Origin of the sequence: Pseudomonas sp. UBA4617, assembly GCF_002386445.1 — a bacterium.
Lineage (GTDB): Bacteria > Pseudomonadota > Gammaproteobacteria > Pseudomonadales > Pseudomonadaceae > Aquipseudomonas.
Window position 1 is genome coordinate 88,879 of record NZ_DGIR01000038.1, and the last position, 14,200, is coordinate 103,078.

Sequence of the window (14,200 nt, forward strand, 5' to 3'; positions counted from 1 at the left end):
ATCCCTGCTGCCTGAACCGGCCTGTTCGCGGGCTTGCCCGCGAACAGGCCGGTTCAGGCAAGAAAGATCATTCGGCAACAGCACCTTCCCCAGGTCGCTGTCCCACCACGAACCACAACGGCCACAGCGCCAGCGCCCCCGCCACACCTGCCGCCAGGGCAAAATGCAGTAAGCTGGCACCGGCACCAATCATCGCCAGCAGTGCGCCGCCCAGCCCCAGCAGGGCGATGGTGATCATCCCCAGCATGGCCGAGACCAGGCCTTTGCTCTGTTCACTGGCGAACAGCGTCATGCGGTACAGCACCGCATTGGCCACGCCAAGCCCCAGCGCATACAGCGACATGCCCGCCACCACACTGGTCACGCTCGGCCGATACCAGGTCGCGAGCACCATCAGGCCCAGGCCGGCCAGGTACGGCCACAGCGCGCCACGTACCAGGGATGGCAGCGGGTAGCGCTCGGCGATACGATTGATGATCAGGTTGCCCAGGATCAGCCCGCCAAATACCGGCAGTTGCCACAAGGCGTATTCCAGGGTGCTCAGCCCCTCATCGTGGATCAGCAGCACTGGCGACAGGCCAATCCAGGCAATCAACGGCAGGCCGACCAGGCCCAGCGCCGCGCTGCCAGCGACAAAGCGCCGGTTGACCAGCAACTGGCCATAGCCGGCCAGCAACGGCAACAGGTGAATCGGCGTGAATGCCAGGCGCGAACCGTCCCGGCGTTCCACCCCCAGGGTTTCCGGCATCAGCCGGTACAGCAACAGCCAGGCCAGGACCGCGCCCACGGCAAAGGCCACGAACAACCAGCGCCAATCCAGCCACTGCAGCATCAAGGTACCTACCAGCGGCCCGAGCAGGGGCGACAGCAACGCGATATTGGCCAGCAGCGCCATCATGCGCACGGCGTCTGCCTCGCTGAAGGCTTCGTTCAAGGCCGGGTAGCTGACCGTGACCACAAAGCCCAGGCCGATGCCCTGCAGCAGGCGCAACAGGTTGAACAGGCCGATGTTATCGACCCAGAAGGTTGCCAGGCAGGCAAGCCCGAAACAGGCACAACCGGTCAGCAGTAGCGGGCGCCGGCCATAGCGGTCGGCCAGCGGACCGATCAGCCACTGCAGTAACACGCCACCCAGCAGGTACAGGTTGAGCGCGTGGGGAATGTACTCGGGGCTGGCGTTCAGGTCGCCGACCACCACCGGCATGGCCGGCATGACCGCGTCGCTGGCCAGATAGGTGAGCAGCTCGAACAGGGCCAGGGTAAGGCCGAACAACAAGGCACGCAGGGGTGTGATGTACAACAGTGGTTTCATGATGGCGTATCGGGCATGGCAGGTGGGGTCAGGCTATATGCCAGAATTGCCGGGATATTGCTGTGAACAAGTGTAAAAAAAGCCGGGGCTGCAGCTTGCCCCGGCTTTATGCGGTATTACTGCGTTGCAGTCTCCTGCACCACACGAATCACCCGCTGCGGGAACGGGATATCGATCCCTTCGGCCTTCAACCGGTCGCGCGCATGCTCGTTGAGCATGAACATCACGTCCCAGTAATCGGCGGTCTTGGTCCACAGGCGCAACGACACGGTAATGGCGCTGTCGCCCAGGGTGGCTACCACCGCCTGCGGCGCAGGGTCTTGCAGCACGCGTGGGTCCTGCGCCAGCTCCAGTAACACGTTGCGCGCCTTCTGCAGGTCGGCCTCGTAATCCACGCCCACATCGAACACCACCTTGCGCGTCGGCTGGCGGTTGGTGTTGGTGATGATGCCGTTGGACAGGCTGCCGTTAGGCATGATCACGGTCTTGTTGTCACCGGTGCGCAGCACGGTGTGGAAGATCTGGATGCTGTCGACGGTGCCGGCCACGCCCTGCGCCTCGATCCAGTCACCGATGCGGAACGGACGGAACATCAGAATCAGCACGCCCCCGGCGAAGTTCGCCAGGCTGCCTTGCAAGGCCAGGCCAATGGCCAGGCCGGCGGCACCGATGGCGGCAACGAACGAGGTGGTCTCGATACCGATCATCGACGCCACGCTGACCAGCAGCAGCACCTTCAGCACGATGTTCGACAGGGTGCTGATGAAGCCCTGCAGCGCCAGGTCGGCGTTGCGCAGGCCGACCAGCTTGCCCAGGCGGGCGCTGACCTTGTTGATGATCCACCAGCCGACCGCCAGGGTCAGCAATGCCAGCAGCACGCGACTGCCGTATTCCATGATCAAGGGAATCCAGGTCTGCGATTGGCGGACCAGCTGATCGACTTCAGCGTTCAAATCCATATTCATCTCCTGATGCCGAGCGGCAAGTACACGGTAGAACAGGCCGCGCATGTTTGCGCAGCCCGGGGCCCATGGACATCATTTTGCCAATGCGGGTTCCGGTTGGCTCCTGCATCAGTCGCGGAAGTTGTTGAACTGCAGCGGCATGTCGAATTCCTTGGTGCGCAGCAGGGCAATGGCTTCCTGCAGGTCGTCACGCTTCTTGCCGGTAACACGTACCTGCTCACCCTGGATCGCGGCCTGGACCTTGAGCTTGCCGTCCTTGATGGTGGCGACGATCTTCTTGGCCAGGTCCTTGTCGATGCCTTCGCGGAACTTGGCTTCCTGTTTCTTTTCCTTGCCCGAGGCGTACGGGTCCTTGGTTTCCAGGCACTTCACGTCGATCTTGCGCTTGACCAGCGCCAGGCGCAGGATTTCCAGCATCGCTTCGAGCTGGAACTCTTCCTCGGCGGTGAGCACCACGGTCTGCTCCTTGTCCTTGAACTCGAAGCTGCCCTTGCCCTTGAGGTCGTAGCGGCGGTCCAGGTCCTTGATGGCGTTGTCGACCGCGTTCTGCACTTCGTGCTTGTCCAGTTCCGATACCACGTCGAACGAAGGCATGGTTGTTCTCCCAAAATAAAAGCGCGCTCAGGCTGAAGATGGAGCGCGCTGGGTTTGACGGTTAAAATGCGGGCTCATTATAACGGGTTGCGAAACGCATATGAGCAGCACCTGGCATATTCTCGGCGCCGGTAGCCTGGGCAGCCTGTGGGCCTGCCGCCTGGCGCGCGCAGGCAAGGCAGTGCGCCTGATCCTGCGCGACGGGCAACGCTTGCAGGCCTACCAGCAGGCCGGCGGCCTGACCTTGGTGGAACAGGACCAGCAACGCCACTACGCCATCCCTGCCGAAACCGCGCAGGCTCACGGCCCGATCCACCGCCTGCTGGTGGCCTGCAAGGCCTACGACGCCGCCCCGGCGATAGCCGGCGTGGCAGCGCGGCTGGCCGATGACGCCGAGGTAGTGCTGTTGCAGAATGGCCTGGGCAGCCAGGACGAGGTGGCCGACCTGGTCCCCCACGTGCGTTGCATCTTCGCCTCCAGTACCGAAGGTGCGTTCCGCGAGGGCGACTGGCAGGTACGGTTTGCCGGCCACGGTTTCAACTGGCTGGGCGACCCGCGCAACCCCGCGGTCCCGGCCTGGTTCGATGACCTGCACGAAGCCGCCATCCCTGGCAAATGGACGGTGGACATTGTCACCCGCCTGTGGCGCAAACTGGCACTCAATTGCGCCATCAACCCGCTGACCGTACTGCACGACTGCCAGAACGGCGGCCTGCTGGGGCACCTGGGCGAAGTGGACGCAGTGTGCGCCGAGCTGGCCCGGCTGCTGCGCCACTGCGGCCAGCCGGAGGCGGCGGTTGAACTGAACGAGGAAGTCCAGCGGGTGATCGTCGCCACCGCAGCCAACTACTCTTCCATGTACCAGGACGTTCGCGCCGGCCGCCGCACCGAGGTGCATTACCTGCTCGGCCACGCCTGCCGCGCCGCCGGCCGTCATCGCCTGCAATTGCCAGCGCTGGAACACCTGCAGCAGCGCCTGGTCGATAACCTGCGCATGCGTGGCTTGCCCTGCGACTGACGCGGCCCTTTCAACCGGATAAGGACATTGCCTCGCCCATGACCATGCGCCAACGCCTGGAAAACCTCCCGGTCGGGCAGAAGCTGCTGGCGGCCCTGCTGGTACTACTGGTGACCATCCTGCTGGTGGCCAACCTCACTTTCATCAGCGCCGCCTACTGGATCACCCAGGAGAGCATGGCGCCCCAGGCGCTGCACACCATCGGCCGGCTGGTGGCCAACCCGCAGCTGGCAGCCCGCGCCGGCGACAACCCGGACGCCGCCAGCGCCCTGCTCAAGGAGTTGGACAGCTACACGCCGCTGCGCGCCGCCGCCGTCTACGGTGGCGACGGCCGCATGCTGGCGCAGTTGCAGCATGGCGAGCCGCTGCCCCTGCCCAAGCGTTTTCGCAACATCGATGGCTGGCGCCTGATGGAATTTCGCAGTACCCAGCTGATCCGCATGCCGCGCGAGGCCAACCCGCCGGCCCACCTGCTGCTGGTGGCCAGCAGCGAGCTGCCTACTGCCTTCTACACCGGCACTCTCAGCGCCAGCCTGGCCATTCTGGTGTTCAGCATCCTGCTGTGGATCTTCATTGCCCGGCAGATAAAACGCCTGATCACCCAGCCGATCAACCAGCTCGAGGAACTCAGCCGCCAGGTCACCCGCGAAGAAAGCTACTCCCTGCGCGCCCAGCGTGGCAACGACGACGAAATCGGCAGCCTCGCCGAAGCGTTCAACACCATGCTTTCACGCATCGAAGCCCGCGAACAGCAGCTCAAGCGCACCCGCGACGAGTTTCAGGAAGCCTATGACCAGGCCCAGGGCCTGGCTGAGGAAACCCGCCACACCAACCGCAAGCTGGAGCTGGAAGTCCAGGTGCGCAGCAAGATCGAGAAAAAGCTCACCGGTTTCCAGAACTACCTCAACAGCATCATCGACTCGATGCCCTCGGCGCTGATCGCCCTTGACGAGCAGCTCTACGTGACCCAGTGGAACCATGAAGCCACGGTGCTTTCCGGCACGCCACTGGACGAGGCGCTGAACCAGCCGATCTTCATTGCCTTCGAACCGCTCAAGCCGTTCCTGCCGCAACTGAAGGAAACCGTGGAAAAGCACCGGGTGGCGAAGATCGAGCGGGTCACCTGGCCCAAGGGCGACGACCTGCGCCACTATGCCCTGACCTTCTACCCATTGACCGGCGGCGGTGGCCGTGGCGTGGTCATCCGCATCGACGACATCACCCAGCGCCTGTCGCTGGAAGAAATGATGGTGCAATCGGAGAAAATGCTTTCGGTCGGCGGCCTGGCCGCCGGCATGGCCCACGAGATCAACAACCCGCTGGGCGCGATCCTGCATAATGTGCAGAACATCCGCCGGCGCCTGTCGCCAGAGCTGCCGCGCAACCTCGAGCAGGCCGAAGAGCTGGGCATAGACCTGGTTACGGTAAACCGCTACCTGGACAGCCGCGATGTACCGCAATTGCTTGACGGCATCCAGCAGGCCGGCGCCCGGGCGGCGAAAATCGTCACCCACATGCTCAGCTTCAGCCGCCGCAGCAACCGCCAGCTGGCGCCGTGCGACCTGCCGGCACTGATCGACCAGGCGGTAGAGATTGCCGGCAACGACTTCGACCTGGCCATCGGCTTCGACTTCAAGGGCACGGCCATCGTACGCCAGTTCGACCCGGAACTGGGCCCGGTGCCATGCACCGCCAACGAACTGGAGCAGGTGCTGCTCAACCTGTTGAAGAACGCCGCCCAGGCCATCCACCAGCGGTCGAAGCCGAGCGAGCCCGGGCGTATCATCCTGCGCACCCGGCTTAACCCGCCGTGGGCGGAAATCCAGGTCGAGGACAACGGCGTCGGCATGCCCGAAGGGGTGCGCAAGCGTACCTTCGAGCCTTTCTTCACCACCAAGGACATCGGCCAGGGCACCGGGCTGGGCCTGTCGGTTTCGTACTTCATCATCACCAATAACCACAAGGGGCAGATGGAAGTGCAGTCCACGCCCGGCCAGGGCACCTGCTTCACCCTGCGTCTGCCCCTTGCCCAGCCGGCCGCGATTGCGCCGGCCACAACGGAGGCATGACATGGGCTATCGCCTGTCGAAGATCTATACGCGCACTGGCGACAAGGGCGAGACCGGGCTGGGCGATGGCCGCCGCGTACCTAAGGACCACCCGCGGATCGAGGCGATCGGCGAGGTGGACAGCCTGAACAGCCAATTGGGGTTGCTGCTGGCAGGGCTGGCCGAACAAGGGTTGGACGAAGTGAGCCAGGTGCTAGCGCCCTGCCAGCATCGCTTGTTCGACCTGGGGGGTGAGCTGGCCATGCCCAGTTACCAGGCACTGGACACGGCGGAGGTGGAACGTCTGGAAGCCGCGATCGATGTGTGGAACGAAGAACTGGGGCCGCTGAAGGACTTCATCCTGCCCAGTGGCTCGGCCCTGGTGGCACAGGCGCATGTGTGCCGGAGCCTGGCGCGCAGCGCGGAGCGGCGGTGTCAGCATTTGAATGCCGAGGAGCCATTGCCGGGGGTTGGGTTGGCGTATATCAACCGGCTATCCGACCTGCTGTTCGTGGCGGCACGGATCATCGGGCGGCGGCAGGGGGTTGCCGAAGTGTTGTGGCAGCCTGCGGCCAAATCTGAAGGCTGAGATGGTGGGGCTGCTTTGCAGCCCCAGTTACCGGCGGCTCAAATTTCCGGCCAGAACGCTCGAATCCCGGCCACACCCTGCGCCCCGGCAGCCCAGGCCTGCTCCCGCTCACCTGGCCCAACCCCACCCAGCAGGTAGACCGGCCTGTTGAACCCGGCAACCATCCGCTGCGCTTCGTCCCACCCCAGCGGCACGGCGTCAGGGTGAGTCTGGGTCGCCTGCACTGGCGACAAGGTCACGAAGTCGACACCCATCTGTTCCGCCAGCGCCAGCTCTTCAGCGCTATGGCAGGAAGCAGCCAGCCAACGCTCACGGGGGAACGGCCGGCCATTGGGCGCATACTTGCGCAATTGTGCGGCGGTCAGGTGCCAGCCCGCCGAAGGAAAGTCGCCCAGCCATTCCAGTGGCCCCTTGAGCATCAGCTGTGCCTTGCCGGCGCACAGCCCGACCGCGTCCACCGCCACGTCGCGGTACTTGGGGTCGTACATGTCCGGCGCACGCAACTGGATCAGGCGCATGCCACCGGCCACGGCCTTCTGGATACCCTTGAGCAACTGCGGCACTTCCAGGCCATCCGGGGTGATCAGGTACTGGTCCGGCAGGCGTGCGGCGGCAACGATCGGCTTGTTGGCCTCGGGGAATTCGTATTGCGCCAGATCGCGCGGGGCAACCCAAGCCAGCGGCTGACCCTCGGCGCCATGCGGTTCACCGGTAAACGCCTCGACTTCACGAACGTCCAGCAGCACCTGTTTGTCCGGGTAATCGTGGCTGACCTTGATCAGCGCGCGCGAACGGCTCACCTCGATGCCCAGCTCTTCGCGCAACTCACGGGACAGCGCCGCCTCGACGCCTTCGCCCTCCTCCACCTTGCCACCGGGAAACTCCCACAATCCGCCCTGATGCTGGGTATCGGCGCGGCGCGCGATCAGGATGCGGCCATCGCTACCGCGAATGACGGCTGCTACAACATGAATCCGTTTCACCCTTCACGCTCCGCCAGGCCAGCCCGTTGCCAGGCCTGGAAGGCCGGCCATTGATAAATGGTCTCGATATAGGCCGCCGCCTCGGCGGGCACTTCCACGCGGTAGGTGCGCAGGCGCACGGCCACCGGGGCGAAGAAAGCATCGGCCAGGCTCGGCTTGCCGAACAGGAACGGGCCGCTTTCCTTGGCTACCAAGCGGCATTCGGACCACAGCGCAACGACACGGTCGATATCGATTTGTACCTCCAGCGGCACGCTGTCCAGCGCCTGGTCGCGCGAAAGGTCGAACGGCATGGCACTGCGCAGGGCGAGGAAGCCGCTATGCATCTGCGCGCAGGCCGAGCGGGCCTGCGCCCGGGCAGCCATGTCGGCAGGCCACAGCTGGGCCTCGGGGTGGCGTTCGTTGAGGTATTCGGCGATGGCCAGCGAGTCGGCGATCACCCCGTGCTCGGTCTTCAGCAGCGGCACCTTGCCGGTGGCGGAGAATGCCAGGATGCGCTGACGGGTGTCAGGCTGCTTGAGCCTGATCAGGGTTTCTTCGTAGGGCACGCCAGCCAGTTCGAGGGCGAGTGCGCCGCGCAGCGACCAGGAGGAATACAGCTTGTCGCCGATAATCAATTGATAGCTCATGGTTCGGCTCCATGTATCTGGGGATTCTGGGGCTGTTTTGCCGCCTTTTCGCGGGTAAATCCGATACAAGGACCGTAAAGCCCCTGTACGAGCGGATTTGCCCGCGAAAGGGCCGCAAAGCGGCCCCATTTACATCAGGTACGGTATTCGGCGTTGATTTTCACGTACTCGTGGGACAGGTCGGTGGTCCAGATGGTTTCGCTGCACTGCCCGCGCCCCAGCTCGATGCGGATGGTGATTTCTTCCTGGGCCATGACCTTGGCGCCCTGGTCTTCGGTATAGCTCGGGCTGCGCCCGCCTTTGCTGGCGATGCAGACGTTGTCCAGGTACACATCGATCAGGTTCACATCCAGCTCCGGCACGCCGGCACGGCCGACGGCGGCAAGGATGCGGCCCCAGTTCGGGTCGGAGGCAAACAGCGCAGTCTTGATCAGCGGCGAGTGGGCCACGGCGTAACCGACATCCAGGCATTCCTGGTGGTTGCCGCCGCCGTTGACCTGCACGGTCACGAACTTGGTGGCACCTTCGCCGTCACGGACGATGGCCTGGGCCACTTCCATGCACACTTCGAACACCGCCTTCTTCAGCGCTTCGAACAGCGCGCCGCTGGCTTCGGTGACTTCCGGCAGGTTGGCCTTGCCGGTGGCAATCAGCATGCAGCAGTCGTTGGTCGAGGTGTCGCCATCGATGGTGATGCGGTTGAACGACTTGTTGGCGCCGTCGAGGATCAGGTCCTTGAGCACCGCCGGGGCAACCTTGGCATCCGTGGCGATGTAGCCGAGCATGGTGGCCATGTTCGGGCGGATCATGCCGGCACCCTTGCTGATGCCGGTCACGGTAACGGTCACGCCATCGTGCTGGAACTGGCGGCTGGCGCCCTTGGGCAGGGTGTCGGTGGTCATGATGCCGGTGGCGGCTTCGGCCCAGTGGTTTTCCGACAGGTCGTCGAGGGCGGCCTGCAGCGCGCCTTCGATCTTCTCCACCGGCAACGGTTCGCCGATCACGCCCGTGGAGAACGGCAGTACCGACTCGGCCGGTACGCCGGCCAGTTCGGCCAGCTTGGCGCAGGTGCGCTCGGCGGCAGCCAGGCCTGGCGCGCCGGTACCGGCGTTGGCGTTGCCGGTGTTGGTCAGCAGGTAGCGCACGGTGCCCTGTACACGCTGCTTGGACAGGATCACCGGTGCTGCGCAGAAGGCATTGAGGGTGAATACGCCCGCCACGCTGGAACCTTCGGCACAGCGCATCACCACCACGTCCTTGCGCCCCGGGCGCTTGATACCGGCAGAAGCGATACCGAGTTCAAAACCCGGTACCGGGTGCAGGGTGGGCAAAGGACCAAGACCAACAGCCATTAGAGCGCTCCTAGAAAATACGGTGGACAGGTGATGGAAGAGCTGGGCCGCTTCGCGCCCCATTCGCGGCACGAGGCCGCTCCTACAAGGACACCGCAACCATTGGCGCGCGCGATCCCGGTAGGAGCGGCCTCGTGCCGCGAACGGGGCGCAAAGCGGCCCCGGATGTTTCAGGTTACAACAGCCTGGTCAGATCACTCGATCTGCCCGTGGCAATGCTTGAACTTCTTGCCCGAACCGCACCAGCAAGGCTCGTTGCGGCCCAGCTTCTGGTCGTTGCGTACCGGCGTCGGGGCGACCGCCACTTCGGCGCCCTCTTCGCTCAGTTGCTCGCTTTCCAGGCCCGGGGCAGCGGCGTGCTGGAACTGCATGCGGCTGGCCAGTTCCTCTGCCTCGCGACGCAGGCGGGCTTCCTCTTCGGCCGGGTCTTCGCGGCGCACCTGAACGTGCGACAGCACGCGGATGGTGTCGCGCTTGATCGACTCGAGCAGCTCCTGGAACAGGCTGAAGGACTCGCGCTTGTACTCCTGCTTCGGGTTCTTCTGCGCATAACCACGCAGGTGGATACCGTGACGCAGGTGGTCCATGGTCGACAGGTGGTCTTTCCACAGGTCGTCCAGCACACGCAGCAGAATCTGCTTCTCGAAGGTACGCAGGGCCTCGATACCGGCCTGGTCTTCCTTCTCGGTGTACGCAGTGGTGATCTCGTTCAGCAGCTTCTCGCGCAGGGTCTCCTCGTAGAGGTGATCGTCCTCGTCGAGCCACTGCTGGATCGGCAGCTTGATGGCGAAATCGCTGGCCAGCGAAGCTTCCAGGCCGGCCACGTCCCACTGCTCGGGCAGCGACTGCGGCGGAATGTGCTGGCTGATGGTAGCGTCCAGTACTTCCTTGCGGAACTCGACGATGGTGTCGCCGATGTTCTCGGCGGCCAGCAGGCTGTTGCGCATGTGGTAGATCACCTTGCGCTGCTCGTTGGCCACGTCGTCGTATTCGAGCAATTGCTTGCGGATGTCGAAGTTGCGGCCTTCGACCTTGCGCTGGGCCTTTTCGATGGCGTTGGTGACCATGCGGTGTTCGATCGCCTCGCCCGACTGCATGCCCAGCGCCTTCATGAAGTTCTTCACCCGGTCAGAGGCGAAGATACGCATCAGGCTGTCTTCCAGCGACAGGTAGAAGCGGCTGGAACCCGGGTCGCCCTGACGACCGGAACGGCCACGCAACTGGTTGTCGATGCGGCGCGATTCGTGACGCTCGGAGGCGATCACGTGCAGGCCACCCGACTCGATCACCTGCTGATGACGCTTCTGCCAGTCGGCCTTGATCTGGGCGATCTGCTCGGCGGTGGGGTTTTCCAGGGCGGCTACTTCGGCCTCCCAGTTACCGCCCAACAGGATGTCGGTACCACGGCCGGCCATGTTGGTGGCGATGGTCAGGGCGCCTGGCGCACCCGCCTGGGCGATGATCTCGGCTTCCTTCTCGTGGTACTTGGCGTTGAGCACCTTGTGCTCGATACCTTCCTTTTTCAGGAGGTTGGACATGTGCTCCGACGTTTCGATGGTCGCCGTACCGACCAGTACCGGGCGGCCCTGCTTCATGCTTTCCTTGATGTCGGCGATGATCGCCGCGTATTTCTCGTCGGCGGTCAGGTACACCAGGTCGTTGAAGTCTTTACGCGCCAACGGCTTGTTCGGCGGAATGACCATCACGTTGAGGCCGTAGATCGACTGGAACTCGAACGCTTCGGTGTCGGCGGTACCGGTCATGCCGGACAACTTGGTGTACAGGCGGAAGTAGTTCTGGAAGGTGGTCGAAGCCAGGGTCTGGCTCTCGGCCTGGATGTTCAGGTTCTCTTTCGCTTCGATGGCCTGGTGCAGGCCTTCGGACAGACGACGCCCCGGCATGGTACGGCCGGTATGCTCGTCGATCAGCAGAACCTGGCCATCCTGGACGATGTATTCGATGTTGCGGTGGAACAGCTTGTGCGCGCGCAGGCCGGCATAGACGTGGGTCAGCAGGCTCAGGTTGTGCGCCGAGTACAGGCTCTCGCCCTCGGCCAGCAGGCCGGCCTGGGTGAGCATCTCTTCGATGAACTGGTGACCGGCTTCGTTCAGCTCGACCTGGCGGCTCTTCTCGTCGATGGTGAAGTGGCCTTCCTGGGTGACCTGGCCTTCCACTTCCTCGATATGCTGCTTCAGGCGCGGAATCAGGCGGTTGATCTCGATGTACAGCTTGGAGCTGTCCTCGGCCTGGCCGGAAATGATCAGCGGGGTGCGCGCTTCGTCGATGAGGATGGAGTCGACTTCGTCGATCACGGCAAAGTTCAGTTCACGCTGGAACTTCTCTTCCTGGCTGAACGCCATGTTGTCGCGCAGGTAGTCGAAACCGAATTCGTTGTTGGTACCGTAGGTGATGTCGGCCGCGTAGGCCGCGCGCTTTTCTTCCGGCGGCTGGAAGGCCGAAACAATACCCACGGACAGGCCGAGGAATTCGTACAGCGGGCGCATCCAGTTGGCGTCACGGCGGGCCAGGTAGTCGTTGACGGTAACCACGTGCACGCCCTTGCCGGACAATGCGTTGAGGTACACGGCCAGGGTACCGACCAAGGTCTTGCCTTCACCGGTACGCATTTCTGCGATCATGCCCTCGTGCAGGGTCATGCCGCCGATCAGCTGCACGTCGAAGTGGCGCATGCCCATCACGCGCTTGCCGGCCTCACGGGCCACGGCGAAGGCTTCCGGCAGCAACTGGTCCAGTGTCTCGCCTTTGGCCAGGCGCTCCTTGAACTCTGCGGTCTTGCCCCGCAGTTGCTCGTCGGAGAGGGCCACCATCTTCTCTTCGAGAGCATTGACGATGTTCACCGTCTTGAGCATGCGTTTCACTTCACGCTCGTTCTTGCTTCCAAAAAGTTTCTTTAACAAAGGCGCAAACATATCGGCAGGATCTTCCACACGTAGGGATGGAGGGCGGCCCCATGAGTCGCCCGTGCAGCCCTGAGGCCGCATGCGAACGAGCATTCTACCCGGAAACGATGGTGAGGAAAGTGGTGGATTTCCACGATGCTGGCACAGCGCTTTGGCGGGGGCCTGTTTTAGATAGGGGTATTTTCCCTGAGTTCAAGGTTCGGGAAGATGAAACGTATCGAGAATGAGTCTTGTCTTGTGATATCCGTGCCGGCCTCTTCGCGGATACACCCGCGAAGAGGCCAGTGCAGGCTATAGAGATGTTAGACTGCGGACCATGTAACCTCATGCGTACCCCCATGGCCTACAAACCCTCCCCCGCCCAGCCGCCCTCGGCCCTGCTGCGCCAGGTCCGCCCGTTGCGCCTGCTGCTGAACCAGGCCGAGCGCCTGGAACACCTGCAACGCCTGCTGGAAAGCCAGCTGCAACCAGCCGCACGCGAGCACTGCCATGTCGCGTCATGGCGCGATGGCACCTTGTTGCTGGTCGTCACCGACGGCCATTGGGCGACCCGCCTGCGCTACCAGCAGAAGCGCCTGCAGCGCCAGCTGCAAGCCATGGAGGCGTTCGGCAACCTCACCCGGATCCTGTTCAAGGTGCAACCGCCCCTGGTGCCTGCCAAACGCGGAACACACGCCGCCGAGCTGTCGCCCCGTGCCGCCGAGAGCCTGCGCGACACCGCCGAGGGCATCACCGACCCCAGGCTGCGCGCAGCACTGGAACGTTTGGCTGCCCACGCGGAAGACAAGCAATAAAAAAGGCCACCCGAAGGTGGCCTTAGAACTAGAGAGTGTTCGAACTTACACGGCCGCAACAGGGCGCATGTAGGAGATCGGTGCCGTGCTGGCATCTTCGAAGGTGACCACTTCCCAGGCATCGGTTTCGGCAATCAGCTTGCGCAACAGCTGGTTGTTCAGCGCGTGGCCGGACTTGAAGCCCTTGAACTCGCCGATCAGGCTGTTGCCCAGCAGGTAGAGGTCGCCGATGGCGTCGAGGATCTTGTGCTTGACGAATTCGTCTTCGTAACGAAGGCCGTCTTCGTTGAGCACGCCGTCCTCATCGACCACGATGGCGTTCTCGACACTGCCACCCAGCGCAAGGTTGTGCTTGCGCAGGTATTCGATGTCACGCATGAAACCGAAAGTACGCGCGCGGCTGACTTCCTTCACGAAGGAGGTGCTGGAAAAGTCGACACTGGCGCTCTGGGTCCGGTTGCGAAGCACCGGGTGATCGAAGTCGATCTCGAAGCTCACCTTGAACCCGTCGAAAGGCAGGAAAGTGGCGCGCTTGTCGCCCTCTTCCACGGTAACTTCCCGCAGGATACGGATGAACTTCTTGGCTGCGTCCTGTTCTTCCAGGCCGGCAGACTGAATCAGGAATACAAAGGGTCCGGCGCTGCCATCCATGATCGGCACTTCCGAGGCGGAGAGCTCGACGTAGGCGTTATCGATGCCCAGGCCCGCCATGGCGGAGAGCAGGTGCTCGACCGTATCGACCTTGACGTCACCGTTGACCAGCGTCGTCGACATGGTTGTCTCGCCGACGTTGGCCGCGCGCGCCGGGATTTCGACCACAGGGTCGAGGTCGGCGCGGCGGAAGACGATGCCGGTGTCAACAGGTGCAGGCTTGAGGGTCAGGTAAACCTTCTCCCCGGAGTGCAGACCGACACCTGTGGCACGGATGGTATTCTTCAGGGTGCGTTGTTTAATCATGGCATTGGCCGCTTCAGCGCAAATTGCGAACAGGTATC

The 14,200-nt window shown here is 63.4% G+C and carries 12 protein-coding genes; 4 read left to right on the top strand and 8 right to left on the bottom strand.

What is annotated here, in order from left to right; genetic code table 11:
• Positions 1–67: 67 nt before the first annotated feature.
• From B4L76_RS17185 to B4L76_RS17195, 3 genes are all read right to left on the bottom strand, one after another.
• The gene (locus tag B4L76_RS17185) at positions 68–1,312 is read right to left on the bottom strand and encodes an MFS transporter (protein ID WP_296234153.1); all 1,245 of its coding nucleotides are present in this window, start codon (positions 1,310–1,312) and stop codon (positions 68–70) included.
• Positions 1,313–1,428: 116 nt separating this feature from the next.
• Complete coding sequence (locus tag B4L76_RS17190; protein ID WP_296234155.1) at positions 1,429–2,271, bottom strand: mechanosensitive ion channel family protein; 843 nt, start codon at positions 2,269–2,271, stop codon at positions 1,429–1,431.
• Between the two features lie 114 nt (positions 2,272–2,385).
• On the bottom strand, positions 2,386–2,871 hold the full coding sequence (locus B4L76_RS17195) for a YajQ family cyclic di-GMP-binding protein (protein WP_054884610.1): 486 nt from the start codon (positions 2,869–2,871) through the stop codon (positions 2,386–2,388).
• Positions 2,872–2,971: 100 nt separating this feature from the next.
• On the opposite strand from B4L76_RS17195, the gene B4L76_RS17200 reads away from it, so the two are divergent.
• The 3 genes from B4L76_RS17200 to B4L76_RS17210 are packed head-to-tail and all read left to right on the top strand — an operon-like array spanning position 2,972 to position 6,526.
• Positions 2,972–3,889, top strand: a complete 918-nt coding sequence (locus B4L76_RS17200; protein WP_296234158.1) for a putative 2-dehydropantoate 2-reductase — start codon at positions 2,972–2,974, stop codon at positions 3,887–3,889.
• 38 nt (positions 3,890–3,927) lie between these two features.
• Positions 3,928–5,958, top strand: a complete 2,031-nt coding sequence (locus B4L76_RS17205; RefSeq protein WP_296234159.1) for a sensor histidine kinase — start codon at positions 3,928–3,930, stop codon at positions 5,956–5,958.
• A gap of 1 nt (position 5,959) precedes the next feature.
• On the top strand, positions 5,960–6,526 hold the full coding sequence (locus B4L76_RS17210; protein WP_296234161.1) for a cob(I)yrinic acid a,c-diamide adenosyltransferase: 567 nt from the start codon (positions 5,960–5,962) through the stop codon (positions 6,524–6,526).
• A gap of 38 nt (positions 6,527–6,564) precedes the next feature.
• Here the strand turns inward: B4L76_RS17210 and B4L76_RS17215 are convergent, their stop codons facing one another.
• The 4 genes from B4L76_RS17215 to secA form a co-directional block, all read right to left on the bottom strand.
• Complete coding sequence (locus B4L76_RS17215; RefSeq protein WP_296234162.1) at positions 6,565–7,509, bottom strand: Nudix family hydrolase; 945 nt, start codon at positions 7,507–7,509, stop codon at positions 6,565–6,567.
• Complete coding sequence (locus tag B4L76_RS17220; protein WP_296234164.1) at positions 7,506–8,138, bottom strand: glutathione S-transferase family protein; 633 nt, start codon at positions 8,136–8,138, stop codon at positions 7,506–7,508. Before B4L76_RS17220 ends, B4L76_RS17215 begins: the two co-directional genes overlap by 4 nt.
• Positions 8,139–8,272: 134 nt before the next feature.
• On the bottom strand, positions 8,273–9,490 hold the full coding sequence (gene argJ / locus B4L76_RS17225) for a bifunctional glutamate N-acetyltransferase/amino-acid acetyltransferase ArgJ (protein ID WP_296234166.1): 1,218 nt from the start codon (positions 9,488–9,490) through the stop codon (positions 8,273–8,275).
• Positions 9,491–9,684: 194 nt separating this feature from the next.
• Positions 9,685–12,420: a preprotein translocase subunit SecA gene (secA, locus tag B4L76_RS17230; protein WP_296234168.1), complete on the bottom strand. Its 2,736-nt coding sequence runs from the start codon at positions 12,418–12,420 to the stop codon at positions 9,685–9,687.
• Positions 12,421–12,749: 329 nt separating this feature from the next.
• Here secA and B4L76_RS17235 point away from each other — a divergent pair, with 329 nt between their 5' ends.
• Positions 12,750–13,205, top strand: coding sequence for a DUF721 domain-containing protein (locus B4L76_RS17235; protein ID WP_225780738.1), 456 nt, complete (start codon positions 12,750–12,752; stop codon positions 13,203–13,205).
• 45 nt (positions 13,206–13,250) lie between these two features.
• Here the strand turns inward: B4L76_RS17235 and lpxC are convergent, their stop codons facing one another.
• The gene (gene lpxC, locus B4L76_RS17240) at positions 13,251–14,162 is read right to left on the bottom strand and encodes a UDP-3-O-acyl-N-acetylglucosamine deacetylase (protein WP_112250319.1); all 912 of its coding nucleotides are present in this window, start codon (positions 14,160–14,162) and stop codon (positions 13,251–13,253) included.
• Positions 14,163–14,200 lie beyond the last annotated feature (38 nt).

Coding starts and splice junctions, on each gene's coding strand:
- B4L76_RS17235 (WP_225780738.1), top strand. CDS start 12,750: ATGGCCTACAAACCCTCCCCCGCCCAGCCGCCCTCGGCCCTGCTGCGC.
- argJ (WP_296234166.1), bottom strand. CDS start 9,490: ATGGCTGTTGGTCTTGGTCCTTTGCCCACCCTGCACCCGGTACCGGGT.
- B4L76_RS17190 (WP_296234155.1), bottom strand. CDS start 2,271: ATGGATTTGAACGCTGAAGTCGATCAGCTGGTCCGCCAATCGCAGACC.
- B4L76_RS17185 (WP_296234153.1), bottom strand. CDS start 1,312: ATGAAACCACTGTTGTACATCACACCCCTGCGTGCCTTGTTGTTCGGC.
- lpxC (WP_112250319.1), bottom strand. CDS start 14,162: ATGATTAAACAACGCACCCTGAAGAATACCATCCGTGCCACAGGTGTC.
- B4L76_RS17210 (WP_296234161.1), top strand. CDS start 5,960: ATGGGCTATCGCCTGTCGAAGATCTATACGCGCACTGGCGACAAGGGC.
- B4L76_RS17200 (WP_296234158.1), top strand. CDS start 2,972: ATGAGCAGCACCTGGCATATTCTCGGCGCCGGTAGCCTGGGCAGCCTG.
- B4L76_RS17205 (WP_296234159.1), top strand. CDS start 3,928: ATGACCATGCGCCAACGCCTGGAAAACCTCCCGGTCGGGCAGAAGCTG.
- B4L76_RS17195 (WP_054884610.1), bottom strand. CDS start 2,871: ATGCCTTCGTTCGACGTGGTATCGGAACTGGACAAGCACGAAGTGCAG.
- secA (WP_296234168.1), bottom strand. CDS start 12,420: ATGTTTGCGCCTTTGTTAAAGAAACTTTTTGGAAGCAAGAACGAGCGT.
- B4L76_RS17220 (WP_296234164.1), bottom strand. CDS start 8,138: ATGAGCTATCAATTGATTATCGGCGACAAGCTGTATTCCTCCTGGTCG.